The 20411-nt window shown below is 56.7% G+C and carries 16 protein-coding genes, 1 tRNA gene and 1 pseudogene; 2 read left to right on the forward strand and 16 right to left on the reverse strand.

The annotated features are described in order from the left end of the window. Positions 1 to 117: 117 nt before the first annotated feature. The 6 genes from trxB to ROI90_RS07080 all read right to left on the reverse strand — a co-directional run bounded on the left by trxB (position 118) and on the right by ROI90_RS07080 (position 7059). Positions 118 to 1065 (reverse strand): thioredoxin-disulfide reductase, encoded by a 948-nt coding sequence (gene trxB, locus ROI90_RS07055; protein WP_315997631.1) that lies wholly within the window; start codon positions 1063 to 1065, stop codon positions 118 to 120. 240 nt (positions 1066 to 1305) lie between these two features. Further along, positions 1306 to 2169: a sigma-70 family RNA polymerase sigma factor gene (locus tag ROI90_RS07060; RefSeq protein ID WP_022823752.1), complete on the reverse strand. Its 864-nt coding sequence runs from the start codon at positions 2167 to 2169 to the stop codon at positions 1306 to 1308. Positions 2170 to 2305: 136 nt separating this feature from the next. After that, entirely contained in the window at positions 2306 to 4465 is a 2160-nt protein-coding gene (gene pnp / locus ROI90_RS07065) for a polyribonucleotide nucleotidyltransferase (RefSeq protein ID WP_315997632.1), read from the reverse strand. 197 nt (positions 4466 to 4662) lie between these two features. Further along, positions 4663 to 4938, reverse strand: coding sequence for a 30S ribosomal protein S15 (gene rpsO, locus ROI90_RS07070; RefSeq protein WP_315997633.1), 276 nt, complete (start codon positions 4936 to 4938; stop codon positions 4663 to 4665). A 158-nt stretch (positions 4939 to 5096) separates the two neighbouring features. Further along, positions 5097 to 6530: an LptF/LptG family permease gene (locus ROI90_RS07075; RefSeq protein ID WP_315997634.1), complete on the reverse strand. Its 1434-nt coding sequence runs from the start codon at positions 6528 to 6530 to the stop codon at positions 5097 to 5099. 115 nt (positions 6531 to 6645) lie between these two features. Next, positions 6646 to 7059: an START-like domain-containing protein gene (locus ROI90_RS07080; protein WP_315997635.1), complete on the reverse strand. Its 414-nt coding sequence runs from the start codon at positions 7057 to 7059 to the stop codon at positions 6646 to 6648. 137 nt (positions 7060 to 7196) lie between these two features. Between ROI90_RS07080 and ROI90_RS07085 the strand changes: the two genes are divergently transcribed. Together ROI90_RS07085 and ROI90_RS07090 are read left to right on the forward strand one after the other, a co-directional pair. After that, a tRNA-Met gene (locus ROI90_RS07085) sits at positions 7197 to 7270 on the forward strand. Between the two features lie 902 nt (positions 7271 to 8172). Next, on the forward strand, positions 8173 to 8883 hold the full coding sequence (locus tag ROI90_RS07090) for an outer membrane beta-barrel protein (protein WP_315997636.1): 711 nt from the start codon (positions 8173 to 8175) through the stop codon (positions 8881 to 8883). Between the two features lie 36 nt (positions 8884 to 8919). On the opposite strand, the gene ROI90_RS07095 is transcribed toward ROI90_RS07090, so the two are convergent. The 10 genes and pseudogenes from ROI90_RS07095 to ROI90_RS07140 all read right to left on the reverse strand — a co-directional run bounded on the left by ROI90_RS07095 (position 8920) and on the right by ROI90_RS07140 (position 20365). Then, positions 8920 to 9231, reverse strand: coding sequence for a hypothetical protein (locus ROI90_RS07095; RefSeq protein WP_315997637.1), 312 nt, complete (start codon positions 9229 to 9231; stop codon positions 8920 to 8922). Between the two features lie 558 nt (positions 9232 to 9789). After that, the gene (gene rplT / locus ROI90_RS07100) at positions 9790 to 10134 is read right to left on the reverse strand and encodes a 50S ribosomal protein L20 (RefSeq protein WP_125432987.1); all 345 of its coding nucleotides are present in this window, start codon (positions 10132 to 10134) and stop codon (positions 9790 to 9792) included. A 168-nt stretch (positions 10135 to 10302) separates the two neighbouring features. After that, positions 10303 to 10497, reverse strand: coding sequence for a 50S ribosomal protein L35 (rpmI, locus tag ROI90_RS07105; protein WP_315997638.1), 195 nt, complete (start codon positions 10495 to 10497; stop codon positions 10303 to 10305). A 171-nt stretch (positions 10498 to 10668) separates the two neighbouring features. Continuing rightward, positions 10669 to 11229: pseudogene (gene infC, locus ROI90_RS07110) on the reverse strand (translation initiation factor IF-3); the annotation flags it as partial. 331 nt (positions 11230 to 11560) lie between these two features. Beyond that, the gene (thrS, locus tag ROI90_RS07115) at positions 11561 to 13504 is read right to left on the reverse strand and encodes a threonine--tRNA ligase (RefSeq protein ID WP_315997639.1); all 1944 of its coding nucleotides are present in this window, start codon (positions 13502 to 13504) and stop codon (positions 11561 to 11563) included. A gap of 174 nt (positions 13505 to 13678) precedes the next feature. Continuing rightward, positions 13679 to 14797, reverse strand: a complete 1119-nt coding sequence (locus ROI90_RS07120) for a tetratricopeptide repeat protein (RefSeq protein WP_315997640.1) — start codon at positions 14795 to 14797, stop codon at positions 13679 to 13681. Between the two features lie 50 nt (positions 14798 to 14847). Beyond that, positions 14848 to 15732 (reverse strand): tetratricopeptide repeat protein, encoded by an 885-nt coding sequence (locus tag ROI90_RS07125; protein ID WP_315997641.1) that lies wholly within the window; start codon positions 15730 to 15732, stop codon positions 14848 to 14850. A 129-nt stretch (positions 15733 to 15861) separates the two neighbouring features. Continuing rightward, positions 15862 to 18552: a DNA gyrase/topoisomerase IV subunit A gene (locus ROI90_RS07130; protein WP_315997832.1), complete on the reverse strand. Its 2691-nt coding sequence runs from the start codon at positions 18550 to 18552 to the stop codon at positions 15862 to 15864. A gap of 723 nt (positions 18553 to 19275) precedes the next feature. Then, entirely contained in the window at positions 19276 to 19671 is a 396-nt protein-coding gene (locus ROI90_RS07135) for a response regulator (protein ID WP_315997642.1), read from the reverse strand. Positions 19672 to 19741: 70 nt separating this feature from the next. Further along, positions 19742 to 20365 (reverse strand): response regulator transcription factor, encoded by a 624-nt coding sequence (locus tag ROI90_RS07140; protein WP_315997643.1) that lies wholly within the window; start codon positions 20363 to 20365, stop codon positions 19742 to 19744. Between the last annotated feature and the right edge of the window lie 46 nt (positions 20366 to 20411).

A 20411-nucleotide genomic window follows, 5' to 3' on the forward strand; every position in this document is an offset into this window, starting at 1 on the left:
GAAATTATGAGGTTGTGAAGTTGTAAAATGATGTTGTTTCGGGCTTCAACGTCCAAGGCATCCAATGTCTTGCATTGAGCGAAAAACTCACCATTTCACAACTTCACAACTTCACCATTAATGGTCTCCCAGCGCGGCCAGGTACCGCTCGGCATCCAAAGCGGCCATGCAACCAGAGCCGGCGGCCGTAACGGCCTGGCGGTAGGTGAAGTCCTGCACGTCGCCACAGGCAAATACGCCATCCACGTTGGTTTTAGCCGTGCCGGGAATGGTCTTCAGGTAGCCCTGCTCATCGTGGTGCAGATAGGGCTGGAAGATTTTGGAGTTGGGCTCGTGCCCGATGGCCACGAAGAAGCCTTCAATGGGTAACTCGCGGGTGCTGCCATCCAGCACGTTTTTCACGCGGGCGGCTTCCACGGCGTGCTCGCCCAGAATTTCGTCCGTTACCGTGTTCCAGAGCACTTCAATCTTGGGGTTGTCCAGCACGCGCTTCTGCATAATTTTTGAAGCGCGCATCTCTCCTTTCCGCACAATCATGTACACCTTGTTGCACAGATTGGCCAAGTAGGTAGCCTCCTCGGCGGCCGTGTCGCCGGCGCCCACAATCACCACGTCCTTGCCCCGGTAGAAAAACCCGTCGCAAACGGCACAGGCCGACACGCCCGAGCCGTTCAAACGTTGCTCCGAGGGCAGCCCCAGCCACTTGGCCGAGGCCCCGGTGGCAATGATGATGGTATCGGCCGTTAGCTCCAGGTGCTCATCAATGGTCACGCGGTGCGGGTGCCCCGAGAAGTCCACCGAAGTGGCAATGCCGTAGCGGATATCGGTACCGAAACGAGCGGCCTGCTTTTTCAGGTCCTCCATCATTTCCGGCCCCATGATACCGTCAGGATAACCAGGGAAGTTTTCTACGTCGTTGGTAATGGTTAGCTGGCCGCCGGGCTGCAGGCCCTGATACATAACCGGCTTGAGGTTCGCACGAGCGGCATAAATAGCAGCCGTATAGCCAGCCGGGCCGGAACCAATAATCAGACACTTGATGTGCTCTGGAGTGGGAGTCGCCATGAGAAAGTTCAAAGCGCTGGGTGCTACCCGCGCCGTGTAGAGTTAAGTTGGGGTGCAAAAGTACACGTATGCCGGATTTTCGTCCGGTTCAGCTTCCCACTACCGAAATTAAGCCAACTCCTGCAGTCCGTCACTTTGTCCGAAACGCCGAGAAAGGTGGATAATTGGAAGCTGCGGCACTGGATGTCAACAAAAAACCCCAACCAATGGTCAGGGTTTTCGGTGGCGGGGTAGAAAAACTTACCCCAGATACGGTTTCAGCGCTTTGCTGCGCGAGGTGTGGCGCAGGCGGCGAATAGCCTTTTCCTTGATCTGACGAACCCGCTCCCGGGTCAGGTTGAACTTCTCTCCGATTTCTTCCAGCGTGAGCGAATGTTCTCCGTTCAGGCCAAAATAAAGCGTAATCACGTCGGCTTCGCGCTTGGTGAGCGTGCTCAGGGCGCGCTGCACTTCCTTGCGGAGCGAGTCGTTCATCAGGCCAGTGTCGGGGCTCTCCTCGTCCTCGTTTTCGAGCACGTCGAGCAGGCGGTTTTCCTCACCCTGCACAAACGGAGCATCTACCGATACGTGGCGGCCCGAAATCTTGAGCGTATCCACCACTTCCGAAGTAGTCAGCTCCAGAACTTCGGCAATTTCCTCGGGCGAAGGTTCACGCTCGAATTTCTGCTCCAGCTCCGAGAAGGACTTGCTGATTTTGTTCAGGGAGCCTACCCGGTTCAGGGGCAAACGCACGATACGAGACTGCTCGGCCAGAGCCTGCAGAATCGACTGGCGAATCCACCAAACGGCGTAGGAAATAAATTTAAAGCCCCGGGTTTCATCGAAGCGCTTGGCAGCTTTGATCAGACCGAGGTTGCCCTCGTTGATCAAGTCACCCAGGCTCAGACCCTGGTTCTGGTATTGCTTGGCCACCGACACCACGAAGCGCAGGTTGGCTTTGGTGAGTTTTTCCAGCGCTTGCTGGTCACCTTCTTTGATGCGTTGCGCCAGCGTCACCTCCTCGTCGGGGGTGAGCAGATCCACCTTGCCAATCTCCTGGAGGTATTTATCCAGCGACTGGCTTTCGCGGTTGGTGATCTGCTTGCTGATTTTTAGCTGTCTCATTGCGGGCGCGAGAGAAATGAAGTGTTGATGCTACTAACGTCGTGTTTGCTCCGGTATACGGAGGATACCCAAACGCGGGTACCGGCATTGATTGTGTCCAACACGCCGGTACCCGCGAAAGTTCGGGCAGGCCTGCTTATGCGGCGCCGTTGGAGTCGGCCGCCCGCTCGGGCTTGGGCAGTAGCACCTTGCGCGACAGACGGTATTTACCGGTTTTCTTGTCGATATCGAGCAGCTTCACGTCAATCTCCTGACCTACTTCCAGCACGCCTTCCAGGGCCGCCAGACGCTCGTGCGACACCTCCGAAATGTGCAACAGGCCGTCTTTGCCCGGCATGATTTCCACGAAGGCACCGTAGGGCTGAATGCTGCGCACTTTGCCTTTGTAGGTAGCGCCTACTTCCGGCACCGCGGCAATGGCCTGGATGCGGCCGATGGCCGCCTGCATGTCTTCCTGGTTGGAAGCGTAGATGCTCACGTGGCCTTTTTCGTCCTTCTCCTCGATGATAACAGTGGCGTTGGTATCCTTCTGGATCTGCTGAATCACTTTGCCACCTGGCCCGATTACGGCACCGATGAACTCCTTATCAATCAGCATTTTGTGCGAGCGGGGCGTATGCGGCTTCAGCTCGGCAGCGGGCTGGCTGATGGTCTTGGCCATCTCACGCAGAATGTGCAGGCGGCCTTCGCGGGCCTGGTGCAGCGCAGCCGTCATGATTTCGGCGCTCAGCCCCTGGATTTTGATGTCCATCTGGCAAGCCACGATACCTTTCTCGGTGCCAGTTACTTTGAAGTCCATGTCGCCGAGGTGGTCCTCATCACCCAAGATATCCGAAAGCACGGCGTATTCGCCGGTTTCCTTGTCCTGCACGAGGCCCATGGCAATACCCGAAACGGCCGACCGCACCGGAATACCGGCGTCCATCAGTGCCATCGAGGCGGCACAAACCGTGGCCATCGAGCTGGAGCCGTTCGACTCCAGGATGTCCGACACGATGCGCACGGTGTAGGGGTTCTCATCGTCAGAAGGCATTACCTTCTTCAGGGAGCGTTGAGCCAGGTTACCATGGCCGATTTCGCGGCGGCCGGGGCCACGGTTGGGCTTCACTTCACCGGTCGAGAAGGCCGGGAAGTTGTAGTGCAGCATGAACTTGCTGTAACCCGAGGTCATGGCCGTGTCGATGATCTGCTCATCGAGCTTGGTGCCCAGGGCCACCGTGGTCAGCGACTGGGTTTCGCCGCGGGTAAACAGGGCCGAGCCGTGGGCACCGGGCAGGTAGTTCACCTCGCTCCAGATAGGACGGATTTCCGTCAGAGCGCGGCCGTCGAGGCGGGTGCGCTCCTTGATCATCATGTCGCGGATGGCCCTCTTCTCCGCCGAAGAGTAGTAGCGGCCGAACATCTTCATGTCCAGCTCGGGCTGCTCTTCCAGCAACTGCGCGGTCAGGGTCTTCTTGATAGCACCAAAACCTTCCTTGCGGCCGGCCTTGCTGGGGTTACCCGAGTGCGCAATCTTATAGGCCTGCTCGTACACGCCCTCCTGAATGCGCTTCTTGAGGTCGTCGTTTTCCTCGTACTTGGGGTACTCGCGCTTGGTGTGGGATTTCTCCACTTCAGCGGCCAGCTCCAGCTGCACGCGTACTTGCTCCTTAATGGCTTCGTGGGCAAAGGCAATGGCTTCTACCATTTCTTCCTCGCTCACTTCGTTCATCTCGCCTTCCACCATGGCTACCGAGTCGGCCGTGGCACCTACTATCAGGTCGATGTCGGCGCGGGCAATGTCGGCGGTGAGGGGGTTGATTTGCAGCTTGCCGTCGATGCGGGCCACGCGAACCTCCGAGATGGGGCCGGCGAAGGGGATATCCGAAATCGAGAGGGCAGCCGAAGCGGCCAGGGCGGCCAGGGCATCGGGCTGCACGGTTTTATCGGCCGAAATCAGGGTAATCATCACCTGCACCTCGTAGTGATAGTCCTTGGGGAACATCGGGCGCAGAATGCGGTCTACGATGCGGCACACCAGGATTTCGTAATCCGAGAGGCGGCCTTCGCGGCGCTGGAACGAGCCGGGAATGTTGCCGGCACCACCGAATTTCTCCTGATAGTCAACCGACAGGGGCAGGAAATCCACGTCGCCGCGGGCGCTAGGCTGCGACACCACGGTAGCCAGCAGCATGGCGTCGCCGAGGCGTACCACTACGGCACCGTCGGCGAATTTGGCCAGCTTGCCGGTTTCAATGGAAATCTGCCGACCGTCGGGCAGCGTAATGTGTTTGGTAACCGCGTTGTAATTGGGCATCTGAGAGAGTTGCTTGTGAAAAGCGTGCAGCGGGCGAGCAGCCGTAAAAACAGGGCCGGCAGCGGCTCCGTTTTGCTCTAAAAAATAATGTTCTGGAAGATCAACGCCCGAAGCCGGTAAATGGTGCGCTCCGCTTCGGACAAAAAAAGAGCAGGGAACCTTCCGTGGTGGAAGGTCCCCTGCTCCGGGCGGTGGGCTTACTTACGAATGCCCAGCTCCTTGATGATGGCGCGGTAGCGGTTGATTTCGCGGTGCTGAAGGTAGTCCAGCATGCGACGGCGCTTACCAACTAGTTTGAGCAGACCCAGACGGGTCGAGTAGTCCTTCTTGTTCACCTTCAAATGCTCGGTCAGATGCGAAATGCGGTGGGTAAACAGCGCAATTTGCGACTCGGCCGAACCGGTGTCGTTAGAGGACTTCTGCAGGCTGTTTTTTTCGAAAATAGCCTGTTTTGCTTCGGTTGTAAGTTGCATCGGCAGATAGGTTTCCCCGTCTTAGATTAAAAATTGAAAAAAGAAAAGCCACCCTGCATTTCGGGGTGGCCGCAAAGGTAGCTAGTTAATATGAGAAATGTGTTGAAATGTGTCGTCTCTCTTGACTTTTCACATTCCAGCACATTTACCACATTCCACTACATCTCCTTCTTGTAGCCGCGCAACGGCCAACGCAAACGAGTGGGAATAAAACGGCTCCAGTTGATATCCAGCAAGCCAGAGTCGTGGCGGGCCTGGTACAGGAAGAATAAGCCAATGGGCAATAAGGTGGCCGCCGACAGCCACATGCCCACCCCGACGGGCATCACCATTTCCCGGCCGTATTTCTCGCCCATGATGGATATCACGTAATAAATAATGAAAAACACGATGGACACCAGGATGGGCACCCCGATGCCGCCCTTCTTGATGATGGCCCCCAGCGGTGCGCCAATCAAAAACATCAGCAGAATGGCGGCCGACTGGCTGTATTTCCGGTAACTCTCAATGCGGTAGTTGGCCGTTTCCCGGGAAATATTAGTCAGCCGCTCAGCCGCAGTTCCCAGAAAGGAGCGCACATTACGGGCCCGGTTGGCCGCTTGCTGAGTCGTGTTGTAGGTTATGGGCTTCAGCTTGGCTACGGGCACCTGCCAGTTTTCTACGCGCTGAATAGCCACGCGGCCGGTAGTATCCAGGCGCAGAAAGGTGTAGTACGGGTTTAGCTGCGGAATAAGTTGGCGACGTTCCCGGCCCAGGCGGCTGTGCAGAGAATCGGTGTAATAAGCCAATTGATTCAGGTCTAGCATCATCTTATTCGTGTTGAACAACTCCTTCTTTGTCCGATCCATCCCGAAAGAAGCCAAGGAGAAGGTAATCAGGTTGCGGTCAAAGTTCTGACGGATGAAGCTGGCCCCCGAAGCACTCTGGGCGCTGGGCTGCTCCACGTACGTGCGTCCCCGAAACAGCTCCAACCCCAGATACTGCCCTCCAAACCGGGTGAACATGCGGCCGGAGTCGGCCAGAATGACGGTGCTACCACCCCGGCTCTGCGTGTGGTCATAAATCATGACGCCCTTGAGCAGGTCGCCATTTTCGCCCATTTTCTGATTGACTTTGATAGTAAAGCCCGGAATCCCGTTGTAAAACACGCCTTCCCGAATATCCAGCGCCAGTTTCTGCTGGCGCACATCCCAGAGCAGGCTAAACGCTTCCAGGTTGGCCTTGGGTACTATCACGTTGTTGTACCAGAAAACTCCGCCGGCCAGCAGCGTACTCACCAGCATCACGGGCCGCAGAATGCGCGTGAGGGAGATACCCGCCGTTTTGATGGCCGTCAGCTCGTGGTGCTCCCCCAGCGTGCCATAGGTCATCAGGGAGGAAAGCAGCACGGCCAGGGGAAGGGCAATAGGCACCAGCATCACGGCAAAATAGAACAGTAGCTGCCCGATAACCCCCAGGCCCAAATCTTTGCCCACCAAGTCATCCATATACTTGAGCATGTACTGCGTCAGGAATATGAACTCCACCACGGCGAAGGTGAGCAAAAAAGGCCCCGCAAAGGCCTGTAAAATTAGCTTATCAAGTTTTTTCATAGCAACTCGCACGGCGGGCCCGCGGCCGGCAACCGCAAAAAGAAAAGGAGCAAACCGAAAACGAAGATACGGTTCGTTTCGTGCCTGCTCCTTACCAAGGAAAGCTGCCTGGTGTTTATCCGCCTACCTGTTCGCGTAACTTCTGCATCAGACTATCCCACATTTCCTGCAGCTCAACGGTGTCCGTTTCTTCCGAGTAGTCAATAACCCGTAGGTACACCTCCTGGGTTAATTGCGACTCCTCAATAAGAAAATCCAGGTAGTTAGCATCGGGCTGGTGGCGTTTGTTATCATCCAGGAACACGAACCGCACGGAGCGGTTAGTACGGTGCGAAGCCATTTCGGCGTAATGGGGCTGATTATCCCAGATGAAATTGTACAGGTGCCCGCCCTCAATTCTTACATCCTGACAGAACCAGTGGGATAAGCCCGAGGCTGAGGCCAGGTAGGGGTACAAAATTTTAGGCGAGGCGTTGACAGGAAATTCGACCGTAAAACGGTGTTTGAGACGAGTAGCAGAAAGCGGCATAAGCAGAACAGAGTAAAGAATTTAGCGACACTCTCCGATTAGGAAAAGCGCCCCGGCAGCCAATATACGCGGGTTTTTTTTTGCGCAACACTTGCATTACATTAAATGTTGTTCCTACCTTTGCACCACCAAAACAGGGCGGGGTAGCTCAGTTGGTTAGAGCACAGGATTCATAACCCTGAGGTCACGAGTTCAACTCTCGTCCCCGCTACATTCAAAAACGGCCTTTCCACTTTGGAAAGGCCGTTTTGCATTCTACGCATCCTTATCACGGCCTTTTACTGTCTTTATATTCACGCTGAAGTACACACCACGTTTGTCTGATACGGATGGCTATGTATACAAGCGGTGGTATAGTAAGAGCCAGCTCTGGCACCTTAACCAATAAGCCTTCGTGTGCGGGTAGATCTGCGAGTAAGTAGACAGGTTCCGCAAGCCCCATAGGCGTAGCGCCCAATATTGCTGCGCCAGGAAAAGGCCTCCACGTCCGGCAGCCGCTTCCGCCTGAACATCTCGTTACCGTTCTTGCCAACGTCCGTTACGCGGCCGTAGACCCCACCCTATCCGGCCCGAGTTTTCCACTCCAGCGCGCTAGGCAAGATGAGGGTCGGCTTCAGTGACTGGAGTACTTACTGGGAAAGTTATTGGCCTCGCTCCAGATAGCCGCGGCGTCGCTCTGGCCCTTTTCAATGGGGAAGTCGGGCGTCGCCGCGTCCTGGGTGGCAGCAGCGCCGGAGCGGCCGGCAGTGACCGAAAACCTGAGGCCGAGCGCCACTGCCGCACCACTACGCCATCAAGCCGGCGCAATTTAAGTGCACCTGTTGGATGATAACCTGGCCTTGTAGCCGGCCACAGGTAAGCAAATGTGAATTGTGACCAGATTGCCGGTGGCGGTATCCAGCAGGTTGCGCGTGGCGTTGGGTTGCCCTCACACGCTCCAAACCGCATTGTTGGTCTATTCCAGTGTTTCCCATTCTCACCAGTATAACAGAGCGCCCGGCTTGCACTATCGGCCGCTGGCAGCTGCCTCGATGATACCTGTAGCTCAGCATTCAGCACTATATTCTATTGGAATTCCCCTACATTAGCCCCATTCCATATCCTATTATTCCGATGATTACACTTTTATATTCCTGCCTGCTGATGCAGCCTACCGCACTTGCTGCCTCACCGGTTGACACCGCACGGCACACTTACCGGGCCTATATCAGCATCGGTATGAACATTGGCCATTTCTATGATTTCCGACTAGGAAAAGACATCGGTAAGAACCCACAACTTTCTCCTTCTCTCACAGCCGGTATTCAGCTACGTCCTCGCTTTGCACTGGAGGTGGGTGGGTTGACCACTACTACCCAAAGTCAGTACTCTTATTCGTACATGGACTACTCGCCCGATCGTACTACCTATACTGTCAACTTTGAAGATGGCACTACCTTCCGCCGTTACTACATCCTGCCGGTTCTTGCGCGCTACACTGTTGCGAGTAGTGAGGACACCAAACTGGATTTACTCACGGGTGCGACTATCTTCCACACTCGTGAAAAAGCTGAAATAACGCGCTATAACAGCATGCGCGAGGCTACAGAACAACGTAAGACTTCTGAGGCCACTACCGCAGCTAGGTTCATGCTAGGTTTGGGTGTACAATTCAGGTTAACCCCTCGTGTGCAGCTTGCTACTGAGGCTCGTACTAACCCCCGGTTAATTATTGGGCCTCACTCTGGCTCTGAGGTGTTGTTACCTCTAAACATGGACATAAGTGTACGCTACTGCTTTGGCGCTACACAGTCACTCCCCACGGCTCGATCTGCCGCCAGGTAATCAGACGCCGGCTTGTTTGCTAATCAAGCCGGCGTGCTACACCACCAGTAGGCCACCCACATCGGGCATATTCATCACCACGGCCGTGCCTACGTAGAGCATGTGTAGATCCAGCGTATTGGTAAAGTGGGTGGTGTGCTCCTGAGGGAAGATGTTATTTCGCTCACTCTTCCTACTCTTCTCGATGCTGCGCCTGCCGTCCGACCCCACCGGGGTCAACTGTATGGCCTGCACCACGCCCCGGGTGTTGACTTTTTTGAAGCGCAGGCGGTAACGCCGTGGACTCTTCTCCTCCAGCAGCTCCAGGGCTCCGGGTAGCGCGTGAGGTAGCCATCCATACGCCTCCATTCCAGCTTAATCCCAATGGCTTCTGGCGCACTGCCATCGAGTTCAAGTAGCACGGCAGCACCTTATTGCATTTCACTATGAACTGGAATGGCAATGTGCTGCTGCACGCGGCCTTTCCCCACGGTCTCATCAACACCTCACTTTCAGACAGAAGGGCACATTCAAGAATCAATATAACCTTACTGACGACCAAGACTGAAACTGCTCGTTGTCCAGCCTGACTTCAAATGGAAAAACAGCGCTTTTGACTTCACGCTCTTCATAACTGAAGGATTTGAGGCCTTGGCCCGAAGGACATATTGATACGAATGGCAGTACACTGCGCCAATTATCACCTTACTCCGATGCTGGCCACTGCCTTCGTAGCTGCCGCCTAATAGTCATGTGTCAACTTGTTACACAGGCAAACTAGACCAGAAAAAGGGTGGATTATGCATTCGCTTCCGACCTGTCTGGTATTGATACTCCAGGTTAATTAATCCACCAGTGCCTGTTTCACGCAAAAAAGGCCAACTCCTTGCGGAGTTGGCCTTTCTACTGGCTACTGAATAAGTAAGCCTACTTGATTTTCTCCACGATGCCTTTAAAAGCCTCGGGGTGGTTCAGGGCGAGGTCGGCCAGAACCTTACGGTTCAGCTCAATGCCGGCCTTCTTCAAGCCACCCATAAACTGCGAGTACGACAGGCCGTGCTCACGAGCACCGGCGTTGATACGCTGGATCCAGAGGGCCCGGAACTCACGCTTCTTAACCTTACGGTCACGGTAGGCATAGAGCAGGCCTTTTTCAACGGCGTTTTTAGCAACGGTCCATACGTTCTTGCGACGGCCATAATAGCCTTTCGCCAAACGCATTACTTTTTTCCGACGGTGGCGCGAGGCCGCGTGGTTTACACTTCTTGGCATAACCTGGGTTGTTTTTGGCGGCCGGCGGCGGATTTACTGCCGCAGCTTACTTCCTACCGGACGCCTGGTGAGTGAATTAAAAATTAAAAATTATGAATTAAAAATTTGACAACTGACGCGGCTGCAAATCAACCGAACCAAGTGTAATTTTTAATTCTTCATTTTTAATTAAATGGCAAGCATGTCTTTTACGCGGTTCATATCAGCCGAGGAAACCAGGCCAACGTGCGTGAGGGCACGCTTCTGCTTGGTGGTTTTCTTGGTCAGAATGTGGCTTTTGAAGGCGTGCTTACGCTTAATCTTGCCCGTGCCGGTCAGCGAGAAACGCTTTTTGGCGCCGGACTTGGTCTTCATTTTCGGCATTGTGGTGATGATAAAAGGTGAGAAACTGCGGCGGTCGGCTGCCTAGGGCCGGTGCGCCAGCGTGAACAAGGAGCACGTGCTCCGAAAAAACTATTCGGCGGCCTGAGCCTGGTCGGCGGGGGCGGACTTTGCTTCCTTAGGAGCTTCTTTGCCTGAAGCTGCAGGAGCGGCCTTCTTCGGCACAACTACGGCTTTGGGCGCCAGGTACAGGAACATGCGTTTGCCTTCCAGCTTGGGCAGTTGCTCTACTTTGGCCAGATCTTCCAGCGCCTGCGCAAACTTGAGCAACAGGATTTCGCCCCGCTCTTTGAACACGATGCTACGACCGACAAAATGCACGTAGGCCTTAATCTTGGCTCCCTCTTTCAGGAACTCCTGGGCGTGCTTGAGTTTGAAGGCAAAATCGTGGTCATCGGTGTTGGGACCGAAACGGATTTCCTTGATGACAACCTTGGTCTGCTTGGCCTTCAGCTCGCGGGTCTTCTTCTTCTGCTCGTACTTGAATTTCGAGTAGTCGATAACGCGGCATACGGGCGGCACGGCCGTGGGCGAAATTTCTACCAGGTCCAGGTTTTGCTCCTGCGCCATACGGCGGGCCTGGTCGGTGGAATAGATGCCTTGCTCCACGTTGTCGCCAACGAGGCGCACTTCACGGGCCGTAATCTTCTGGTTGATTTTGAACGGCTCCTCGACCTGGGTGCGAGGGATATAGCGGCGGTTGGGGGTAGCTATGGCGGTTTCTCCTTAGGGTGAAAGTCGGATTCTGGGCTGGTTGGCAGGACACAAAACGGCCTTGCCGGGTTCAATCAGCGTGCGAATATCCGGCATTTTTTCCAAACGCTCAAAAAAGGCTATATAAAATTGCAATCTGTGCCTTGTCTAAAGGACGCCCGAAGCCCGAAAAAGTCTGCATTCTACAGGGACGGCCAACAGTCCTCATAGCAAAGCCCCCGACTTCCATAGTAGAAGTCGGGGGCTCAGCGGTAAATCAGAATTGGGCACTTGGGCAGGCTAGACATTGCTGAGCCCAGACTGCACATTGCCTAAATTTTGAGAAGCCAGTTTACTTGCCGTCCATCATATCGTTTACCTGCTGCTGGAAGCTGCTGATGAACTCATTAATGGGCATGCTACCGACGTCGCCCTGGCCGTGGCGGCGTACCGATACCACGCCCTCGGCCTGCTCTTTCTCCCCTACAATGAGCATGTAGGGAATCTTGGCAACCTCGGCGTCGCGGATTTTGCGGCCGATTTTCTCGTCCCGGTGGTCTACGGTGCCGCGCAGTTCCGCCTGCATCAGCGCATCGTACACTTGCTGGGCATAGTCGTGGTACTTTTCCGAAATGGGCAGCACGGCAAACTGCTCCGGCGAGAGCCAAAGTGGGAAATTACCGCCGCAGTGCTCAATCAGCACCGCTACGAAACGCTCCAGCGAGCCGAATGGCGCGCGGTGAATCATCACGGGGCGCTGGCGGGAGTTGTCGGGGGCTACGTACTCCAGGTCGAACCGCTCGGGCAGGTTGTAATCTACCTGAATGGTGCCCAGCTGCCACTTGCGCCCTAGGGCGTCGCGCACCATAAAGTCGAGCTTGGGGCCGTAGAAAGCCGCTTCGCCCAGCTCCGTTACGGTGTTCAGGCCCTTCTCGGCGGCGGCTTCAATGATGGCCTGCTCGGCGCGGGCCCAGTTCTCATCCGTGCCAATGTACTTGGTTTTGTTTTCCGGGTCGCGCAGACTGATTTGGGCCGTGAAATCGGGGAAGTCCAGAGCTTTCAACACGTAAAGCACGATGTCGATTACCTTGGTGAATTCCTCCTTTACCTGGTCAGGACGGCAGAAAATGTGGGCGTCATCCTGGGTAAAGCCCCGCACGCGGGTCAGGCCGTGCAACTCCCCCGACTGCTCGTAGCGGTACACGGTGCCAAACTCGGCGAGGCGCACCGGCAGGTCGCGGTACGAGCGGGGTTTGGTTTTGTAGATTTCGCAGTGGTGAGGGCAGTTCATGGGCTTGAGGAAGAATTCCTCGCCCGGGTTCGGCGTTTTGATGGGCTGGAAGGAGTCGGCGCCGTACTTCTCGTAGTGGCCGCTGGTCACGTACAACTCCTTCGAGCCGATGTGGGGCGTTACCACGGGCTGGTAGCCAGCCTTGAGCTGAGCCCGGCGCAGGAATTGCTCCAGCTTCTCGCGCAGAGCCGTACCCTTGGGCAGCCACAAGGGCAGCCCCGCTCCTACCTTCTCCGAAAACGTGAACAGCTCCAGCTCCTTACCCAGCTTGCGGTGGTCGCGGCGCTTGGCTTCCTCTAGGCGCTCCAGGTACTCGGTCAGCTCCTTGGCCTTGGGGAAGGTGATGCCGTAAATGCGCGTGAGCTGCTTGTTCTTCTCGTCGCCGCGCCAGTAGGCGCCGGCCACGTTCAGCAGCTTCACGGCCTTGATGGGCGAGGTATCGGGAATGTGGGGGCCGCGGCAGAGGTCGGTGAAGTCGCCCTGGTTATAGAAGGTGATGGAGCCGTCTTCGAGGCGCTCCAACAGGTCCAGCTTATAGGGGTCCTGCTTCTCGGTGAAGTAGGCAATGGCGTCGGCCTTGCTTACCTGGCGGCGCTCAAATTGGCTTTTCTTCTTGGCCAACTCCAGCATTTTCTTCTCTACCTCCGGCAGATCATCGGTGGAGATGGTGCGGCCTTCGCCCAGGTCAATGTCGTAGTAGAAGCCGTTTTCGATGCTGGGGCCGATGCCCAGCTTCACGCCGGGGTACAGGGCTTCCAGGGCTTCGGCCATGAGGTGGGCGGAGGAGTGCCAGAAGGTTGACTTGCCTTCGGGGTCGTTCCAGGTCAGGATGGCCACCTGCGCATCTTGTTCAATGGGGCGGTGCAGGTCGCGCACTTCGCCGTTGACGCGCACACCGAGAGCATTGCGGGCGAGGCCTTCGCTGATGCCGGCAGCAACGTCGTAGCCCGTGGCGCCATCTACAAACTGGCGCACCGAACCGTCGGGGAGGGTGATGTTAAGCATACAAGGGGGTTAATGGCTATACAAGCAGCCGTGAGGCCGCAAGTTACGGAAAGGGCGAAGTTGTAAAAGGTGAAGTTGTGAATTGCCGGTTTACAGGCGGCCAACTAACACCACGAGTTAAGTGGCCTCCGCCCTGTTCTTCACAACTTCACCCTTCCCAAGTTCACCACCTCCCTACAGCCCCGGCCGCTGGGCCTGAATGGGTTCAATGGCTTCCACGGGCGCCGGGCGCGGGGTTTCGTTCACGATGATGCCCCGGGCGCGGTTGCCCACTTTCCAGGCTTTGTAGGTCCAGTGGCGGTTGCCGGGATATTCGGCTACCAGCAGGCGGTACTGGTCGGCGGCTTCGGGGTAGCGGCCCAGGCTTTCCAGGCTTTCGGCCAGCATTTCGCGGGCGTTTTCCAGGCGGGGGGCGCGGCGCAGGGCTCGTTGCAGGTGCGGAACGGCCCGGGCGTACTGCCGGCTTTTGTAGGCTGTTAGACCGAGGCGGTAATCGGCGCGGTAAAAGGTGGTGTCCAGCTGCACGGTGCGCGCGTAAATGCGGGCGGCGCTGTCGGGCAGGTTTTGCAGCTCAAACTGGCGGCCGTAGTCGTACAACAGCGGACCGTAGCCAGGTGCCAGCTTCAGGCCTTTTGCGGCGTACACGGCGGCTTGGGCGGGCTGGCGGAAGGCGTTCAGCAGAAAGGCCAGCTGGTGCAGGGTTTCGGGCTGGCGGGGGTCACGGGCCAGGCTGGCCCGCAAGTAATCCAGCGCCTGCACCGTATCCTGCAACCCTACGTAGGCGACACCCTTGTAGAACAGGGCCGCCGCCAGGTCGGGCTCCTGCTGCAGGGCACGGTCAAGCTGATCGAGGGCGTCTTGGTAGCGGCGCGAGGCTAGGTGCATCTCCCCTACCAGCAGATTGAGCTCCGGGGAGGCAAAACCCCGGCGCGCGGCCTCATCGGTGGCGGCCAGCGCCGACTTAATGCGGCCCTGAGTGCGCAGGGCGCGGGCTTTGGTGAAGTAGAACTCGCCGGGGGCATCATCCAGCTCCAGGGCCTGGTCAATGTCGCGCAGGGCGGCGTCTGCCTGGCCGGCATCCAAGCGGAAAGCAGCCCTACGAGCGTACAATGAGGCATTTCGAGGCTGGCGGGTAATAGCTCCATCCAGCTCTTCTGCCTGAATACGGGGCCCACTCTGCACCGTTTTAAGGTTTACCATCTTCTCGGGCCGTTCCTCAGGCGCATCGGAGCAAGCCGACAGGCTGCTGGCCAGGAGCAATGAGAAAATCCAGAAACGGCTAACAGCAGGCATATAATACTAGAAGGAGAGCAAAACGGAAGGCAAAGATACAGGCCGGTGGGCTAGAGCTTGCGCAGGTGGCGGTGCACCTGTCGCCGCAACTGCCGGTTCAGCTGCTCCAGCATGCGGCGGCAACGGCGGCTGATTTCCAGCTCATCGGCCGTAACGGGCGTAAGGGCCACGGCTTCCTGCAGAACGGCGGTAGCGCGGGTTTGCTGGCTGCGGTTGAGGTATACCCGGGCCAGATCATAGGCAAACTGGATACGCTTGGGCTCCAGCTCGTGGGCTTTTCGCAGGGCATCAAGGGCCATGAAGGTACTGGCGCCGTAGGGCCGTCCCCCCAAAAAGACGCGACTGTATATCTGCTCCAGAATATTGTAATGGTCGACGCGGTAGTGCCAGCGCCCCAGCAGCTGCCAGGCCTCCGCCCACTCCGGGCGCAGCTCCGTGGCCCGAAACACATGGTCGCGCATTTCCCGGTACGCCAGCAGCCGCCCCCGGGCGCTGAGTAGGGTGGCCTGAGTAGCCAGGGTCAGCGCCTCGGCGTAATGCCCTTCAGCCCCTTCGGGCTGCACCACCAGCGCCCGGTTAGCATACAAGCGGGCCGCCGCGAAGTAGGCCGTTTTGCGGGTTTCATCGGTATAGCGGCTGCCAATGCGGATGCTAAGTACGGCCGCCTGCCATAGAGCCTCATAAGTGGCCGGCGCTTTACTGAGCACCTGCTCAAACTTGGCCAGCGCCTCCGACTCGTGGTACTCCGCCTGCAGAGTCCGCGCCTCGTTCAGTAATTTTCGAATGGCCGGATCAGGGGAATCAGCAGTGGCGGGAGCAGATTTTATGGATCGGGCCGATGACTGCGCCCAACCAGGTAAGGCCAGCAACAGCCACCAACTCAACACCCCCCAGCGGGCCGCAGTGCACAACAAACGGGAGATACCAACAGGCATTGGGGGAATAACTAGAATGACTGCTTACTTACAAAGATGCCCTGGTAGCCGCAAAGGTGGACATTCAAACGCAAAATGGCCGCTCATCTAACGATGAGCGGCCAAAATTTGTATCCTAAGGCAGGGCTGTTAAAATAGTTTAAGCTGCGACTTGGGCGTTTTGAGCACGGCCTGGGCCTGGGCCACCTCGGCGGCGGAGATATCGACGTCGCCGTTGTGCTCCGGCAGGGGCTCGTCTGGGGCCGCCCCCGCTGGGCGCGGAATGGTGGCGGGACCGGCTTTTTTCTTGGCTTCTCGGCGCTGGGGCTCAGGGCCTTCGTCGGTGAGCAGGGCCAGGGAGTGGATTTTGAAGTAGTTGAGCTTGTTGCCCATGGCCTTCCAGCCTTTCACGTCAATGAACTCGTGGAGCAGGATTTTTTCGGTTTCCTTGTCGGCCTTTTTGTCGCGCTGCAGCTTCACCTCTACCTGCGGCTCCGTGAAAGCCGTAGCCGCTAGCAGTTTGGAGCCTTTCGTTTCCGAAATAAACGTAAAGCGCTTATCCAGGGTACTGGTTTCAACTTTGAACCGCTTGACGTAGTGCGCTTTCGACTCGCCCTCCACATATACCGCGCTGATAACCGTGTCGGGCTCCAGCTTGCGTAGCAGCACCATATTAGCCGTGTCAAAGTGCAGGGAAAGATCCGGCGACTGCACGTCGTAGCTTCCGTCCCGGAATACGCGCAGCAGCGTATCATCAGTGTCGAAGGTACCCAGGTAACGGCCGTGGCCGGCGTGGTTGAGGCGGCCCACCACGCTGTCAAAGAATAGCTCCCGGCCGCCCAGCGTGGAGTCGCCAAGGCTTTTCTGGGTGATTTTCTTGATGGGTTGCTTGGTTACGATGTTGCCCATGGAGCCCTTGCCTTTGATAGCCAACTCGGCAAAATCAAAGTCAAACTGCTTGACGCGGGCCGGGGCCTTGTCGGCGAGCTGCACGCCCACCACCTCCGACTCGGAGTTAGGGTTGGCCGTGAGGTAGAGCGTTTTGGTGCCCTTGGTGCCCTTGGTCAGGTCGTAGGATTTGTCGCGGGTGATGCCCGTTACTAGGAAGCGCTTGGCAAAACTGATGCCCGAGGCGCCGTCCTGGTAAATCATGTTGTACACCAGCCGGTCGTCGTTTTTATTATAGACGCCCACATGCAGGATATCTTTGCCCACGAACGTCTTTTCGGCAATGCGGCTCACCGTAAACGTGCCGTCGCGCTTGATGGCAATAATGTCGTCCAGGTCTGAGCAGTCGCAAACCATTACGGCCTTTTCGTCCTTCTTCAGGCCGTAGCCCACAAAACCATCCTGGTAATTCACGTACAGCTTCTGGTTGGCAACGGCCACTTTCTGGGCCGTTACCACGTCGAAGGTGCGCAGCTGGGTTTTCCGCTCCCGGTGCTGGCCGTACTTCTTCAGCAGGCCCTCGAAGTAATTGATGGCGTACCGCGTGAGGTTGGCCAGATGGTCGGCCACTTCGGCTAACTCCGCTTCCAGGCGCTGGATGTATTCCTCGGCCTTGAAGCCGTCGAACTTGCTGATGCGCTTGATGCGGATTTCCGTCAAACGGGTCAGGTCGTCCTCGGTAATGGCGCGGGCCAGCACAATGCGGGTGTCGTTGGCTTTCTGCTTTTCGCCCTCAATGCGCACAAACTTGCGCAGGCCGGCATCAATGGTCTGCAGAATTTCCTCCCAGGTTTCGCACTCCTCAATTTTGCGGTAAATGCGGTTCTCGATGAAAATCTTTTCCAGCGAAGCCGAATGCCACTTTTCCTGCAACTCCTCCTGCCGAATTTCCAACTCCCGCTCCAGCAGGCGCAGCGTTTTCTGGGTGCTCAGGCGCAGCATGTCCTCTACTCCCACAAACCGCGGCTTTTCCTCAATAATCACGCAGGTGTTGGGCGAGATGCTGATTTCGCAGTCGGTAAAGGCATACAGGGCGTCCATGGTGAGGTCGGGGCTTACCCCGGCCGGCAAATGCACCTGAATTTCCACCTCGGCGGCCGTATTATCGACCACCTTTTTAATCTTGATTTTGTTGGCTTCCGAAGCCTTCACGATGCTTTCCATCAGCGCCGTGGTGGTGGTGCCGTAAGGAATGTCGCGGATGACGAGCATGGTCTTATCGACCTTCTCGATGGTGGCGCGCAGGCGGATTTTAGCCCCGCGCAGGCCGCCGTTGTAGTTGGTTACGTCGCAGAGGCCACCGGTAGGAAAATCGGGAAACAGCTGAATATCCCGGCCCCGCAGCACATCAATACTGGCCTTGCACAGCTCCCGGAAGTTGTGGGGCATAATTTTGGTGCTCAGGCCCACGGCAATGCCTTCTACACCCTGGGCCAGCAGCAAGGGGAACTTCACGGGCAGCGTGGTGGGCTCCCGCTTGCGGCCGTCGTAGCTCATCTGCCACTCCGTGATGTCGGGGTTGAACACCACATCCAGGGCAAACTTGCTTAGCCGGGCTTCAATGTAACGCGGCGCGGCTGCACCGTCGCCGGTCCGGATGTCGCCCCAGTTGCCTTGGGTTTCAATCAGCAAATCCTTCTGCCCCAGGTTCACCATAGCATCCCCGATGCTGGCGTCGCCGTGGGGGTGATACTGCATGGTTTGCCCGATGACGTTGGCCACTTTGTTGAAGCGGCCATCGTCCATTTCCTTCATGGCGTGCAGAATGCGGCGTTGAACGGGCTTGAGGCCGTCTTCGATGGCCGGTACTGCCCGCTCCAGAATCACGTAGCTGGCGTAGTCCAGAAACCAGTTCTGGTACATGCCATTCACAGTAGCCACGTCATGAATCATCTCGCCGGGCGCGAATTTGGGCTCCTCCTCGGGCGTGGCGTCTTCCTCGGCAGGCTCAGGGATGGTGGTAGCTTCAGCGGCGGCCATTTCCAGCAGCAACTCGCCGGTTTCGCTTATGCTGAGTTGGGTGGCATCCTCATCGGCTGAGGCAGCCCCGAATTCAAAGGAGTCGCCGGCGCCAAATATGTTGGGCTGTTCTTCGGAATTCGGATCCTGGGGAGTGTTTTCTTCTGACACGGTTGCGTATGGCGCTTGCCACGGTTATTGTTCTTGTACCTCTCTTCCGGCCGCTCAGGCAGAAGGCTTATTCTATAGGACGGCCACGTACACCAATCCGTTGCTGGGAGGAAGCAGGGGAAAAGCTACGAAGAAATTCAGCAGCACCCTAAATTGAGACTGGCAGCTTTGCGGACGTCAAAAGTACCGGTAAGCCACGCAGAACGCAACAATTTATCCTGACAGGCATCGTTACAAATATCCTAATATTTTTAGCCAAAAACAAGTAAACAGCGTACACCGCTAAATGGGTAAATCAGCTTAAAAAGTTCAAATCACCACTTAGCCAAGCAGTATTTTCACTACTGTTATTAGCAAACGAATAGTATATTCTATAACTGCTCCTACTCATGGTGAGTAGAACAGATAAACAAAAGAGCCACTACTCCAGAAAGGCTAGTGGCTCTTTTTAATTGGTGAAAGGCTATAGCTCAGCAGACGGCTACCTTACCGGGCACGCATTGCGGCCGATGCAGCGCCAGAGCTTGTTGACATCCGGAGTAGCGTTTGCTTGATTACTGGAGGTGACGTGTGCTTGTTTAGGCGCTCCGCAACGTTAGCCAATGGTGTTGCCGTGCTCTGAACCTCCTGCATGAGTACTAGCCCTGCCTGCGGCGCCAATTTGCGCAGCAGGTTCAAGTCTTCCCCGTACACCGGGCGGAGGTAGCTTCCGTCTACCAGAATTAAGTGCGGTTTGCGGCCCCCATCAAGAAGCATGGCCACGAGTTCCTCCATCGACTCAGCGGCTACCACCACTTCAAACTCCGGCTGAATGCAGAAATACATCTGCCAGACTTCCCGCAGGGCGGGGTGTGCCTCTATAATGGCCAGCGTTGGTTTCATGTCAGCAAGGTACCCATTGGTACTATACCGCGGTATAGCATGAATATGCGAATCTGCAGGTAGCCGCGCCCTACCGACGGTAGCCACGGGCCAGCAGCTCCGCCTTGGAATTCACCTGCAGCTTGCGGTACACCTGCCGGATGTGGCTACGCACGGTATCGATGCTGAGAAAGAGCCGGTCGGCGATGCGCTGATAGCTAAGCCCATCCTCAATGCCGCGCACAATATCCTGCTCCCGGGCCGTAAGGGGCTCCAGGGCTGGGCGCGGGGCAGGCTGAAAGTGACGAATGACGTGGCGGGCAATACTGGGCGACATGGGTGAGCCCCCGGCGGCTACCTGCAGTAAGTGCTCCTTTAATAACGGCAAAGGCGTGTCCTTTTCCAGGAAGCCAACTGCCCCAGCGCGCAGAGCCTCAAATACCCGCTCAGCATCGGTGTATACGCTAAGCATAACCACCTCCACCGTCGGTAGCAGCTGGCGCAGGTGGGCCAGCCCCTCAATACCCGACATGCCGGGCAAACCAATATCGGAGAGCACCAGACGAGGTGGGACGGGCAACGCGGGAATACCGGCTAGAAAATCCTCGACGGATGCAGCACTCAGCACGCAGCTAAACTCTGACTGCGCGCACAAGTAGCCCAGCAAGGCCTCACGGATAGTTGGCTGATCTTCGATAATGCCGAGGGTAATCACGCGTCAAAGGTCTGATTTGCCAACAGCCGGGGCTATAGCATGAATA

The sequence above is a fragment of the Hymenobacter endophyticus genome, assembly GCF_032464715.1.
Lineage (GTDB): Bacteria > Bacteroidota > Bacteroidia > Cytophagales > Hymenobacteraceae > Hymenobacter > Hymenobacter endophyticus.

What these genes read in the sequence shown, in the direction of transcription:
- ROI90_RS07125 (WP_315997641.1), bottom strand. Translation starts at nt 15,732, where the DNA reads ATGCCTGTTGGTATCTCCCGTTTGTTGTGCACTGCGGCCCGCTGGGGG.
- thrS (WP_315997639.1), bottom strand. Translation starts at nt 13,504, where the DNA reads ATGCTTAACATCACCCTCCCCGACGGTTCGGTGCGCCAGTTTGTAGAT.
- rpsO (WP_315997633.1), bottom strand. Translation starts at nt 4,938, where the DNA reads ATGCAACTTACAACCGAAGCAAAACAGGCTATTTTCGAAAAAAACAGC.
- ROI90_RS07120 (WP_315997640.1), bottom strand. Translation starts at nt 14,797, where the DNA reads ATGCCTGCTGTTAGCCGTTTCTGGATTTTCTCATTGCTCCTGGCCAGC.
- ROI90_RS07060 (WP_022823752.1), bottom strand. Translation starts at nt 2,169, where the DNA reads ATGAGACAGCTAAAAATCAGCAAGCAGATCACCAACCGCGAAAGCCAG.
- trxB (WP_315997631.1), bottom strand. Translation starts at nt 1,065, where the DNA reads ATGGCGACTCCCACTCCAGAGCACATCAAGTGTCTGATTATTGGTTCC.
- ROI90_RS07075 (WP_315997634.1), bottom strand. Translation starts at nt 6,530, where the DNA reads ATGAAAAAACTTGATAAGCTAATTTTACAGGCCTTTGCGGGGCCTTTT.
- pnp (WP_315997632.1), bottom strand. Translation starts at nt 4,465, where the DNA reads ATGCCCAATTACAACGCGGTTACCAAACACATTACGCTGCCCGACGGT.
- ROI90_RS07130 (WP_315997832.1), bottom strand. Translation starts at nt 18,552, where the DNA reads ATGATTCATGACGTGGCTACTGTGAATGGCATGTACCAGAACTGGTTT.
- ROI90_RS07080 (WP_315997635.1), bottom strand. Translation starts at nt 7,059, where the DNA reads ATGCCGCTTTCTGCTACTCGTCTCAAACACCGTTTTACGGTCGAATTT.
- rplT (WP_125432987.1), bottom strand. Translation starts at nt 10,134, where the DNA reads ATGCCAAGAAGTGTAAACCACGCGGCCTCGCGCCACCGTCGGAAAAAA.
- ROI90_RS07095 (WP_315997637.1), bottom strand. Translation starts at nt 9,231, where the DNA reads ATGGAGGCGTATGGATGGCTACCTCACGCGCTACCCGGAGCCCTGGAG.
- ROI90_RS07135 (WP_315997642.1), bottom strand. Translation starts at nt 19,671, where the DNA reads ATGAAACCAACGCTGGCCATTATAGAGGCACACCCCGCCCTGCGGGAA.
- rpmI (WP_315997638.1), bottom strand. Translation starts at nt 10,497, where the DNA reads ATGCCGAAAATGAAGACCAAGTCCGGCGCCAAAAAGCGTTTCTCGCTG.
- ROI90_RS07090 (WP_315997636.1), top strand. Translation starts at nt 8,173, where the DNA reads ATGATTACACTTTTATATTCCTGCCTGCTGATGCAGCCTACCGCACTT.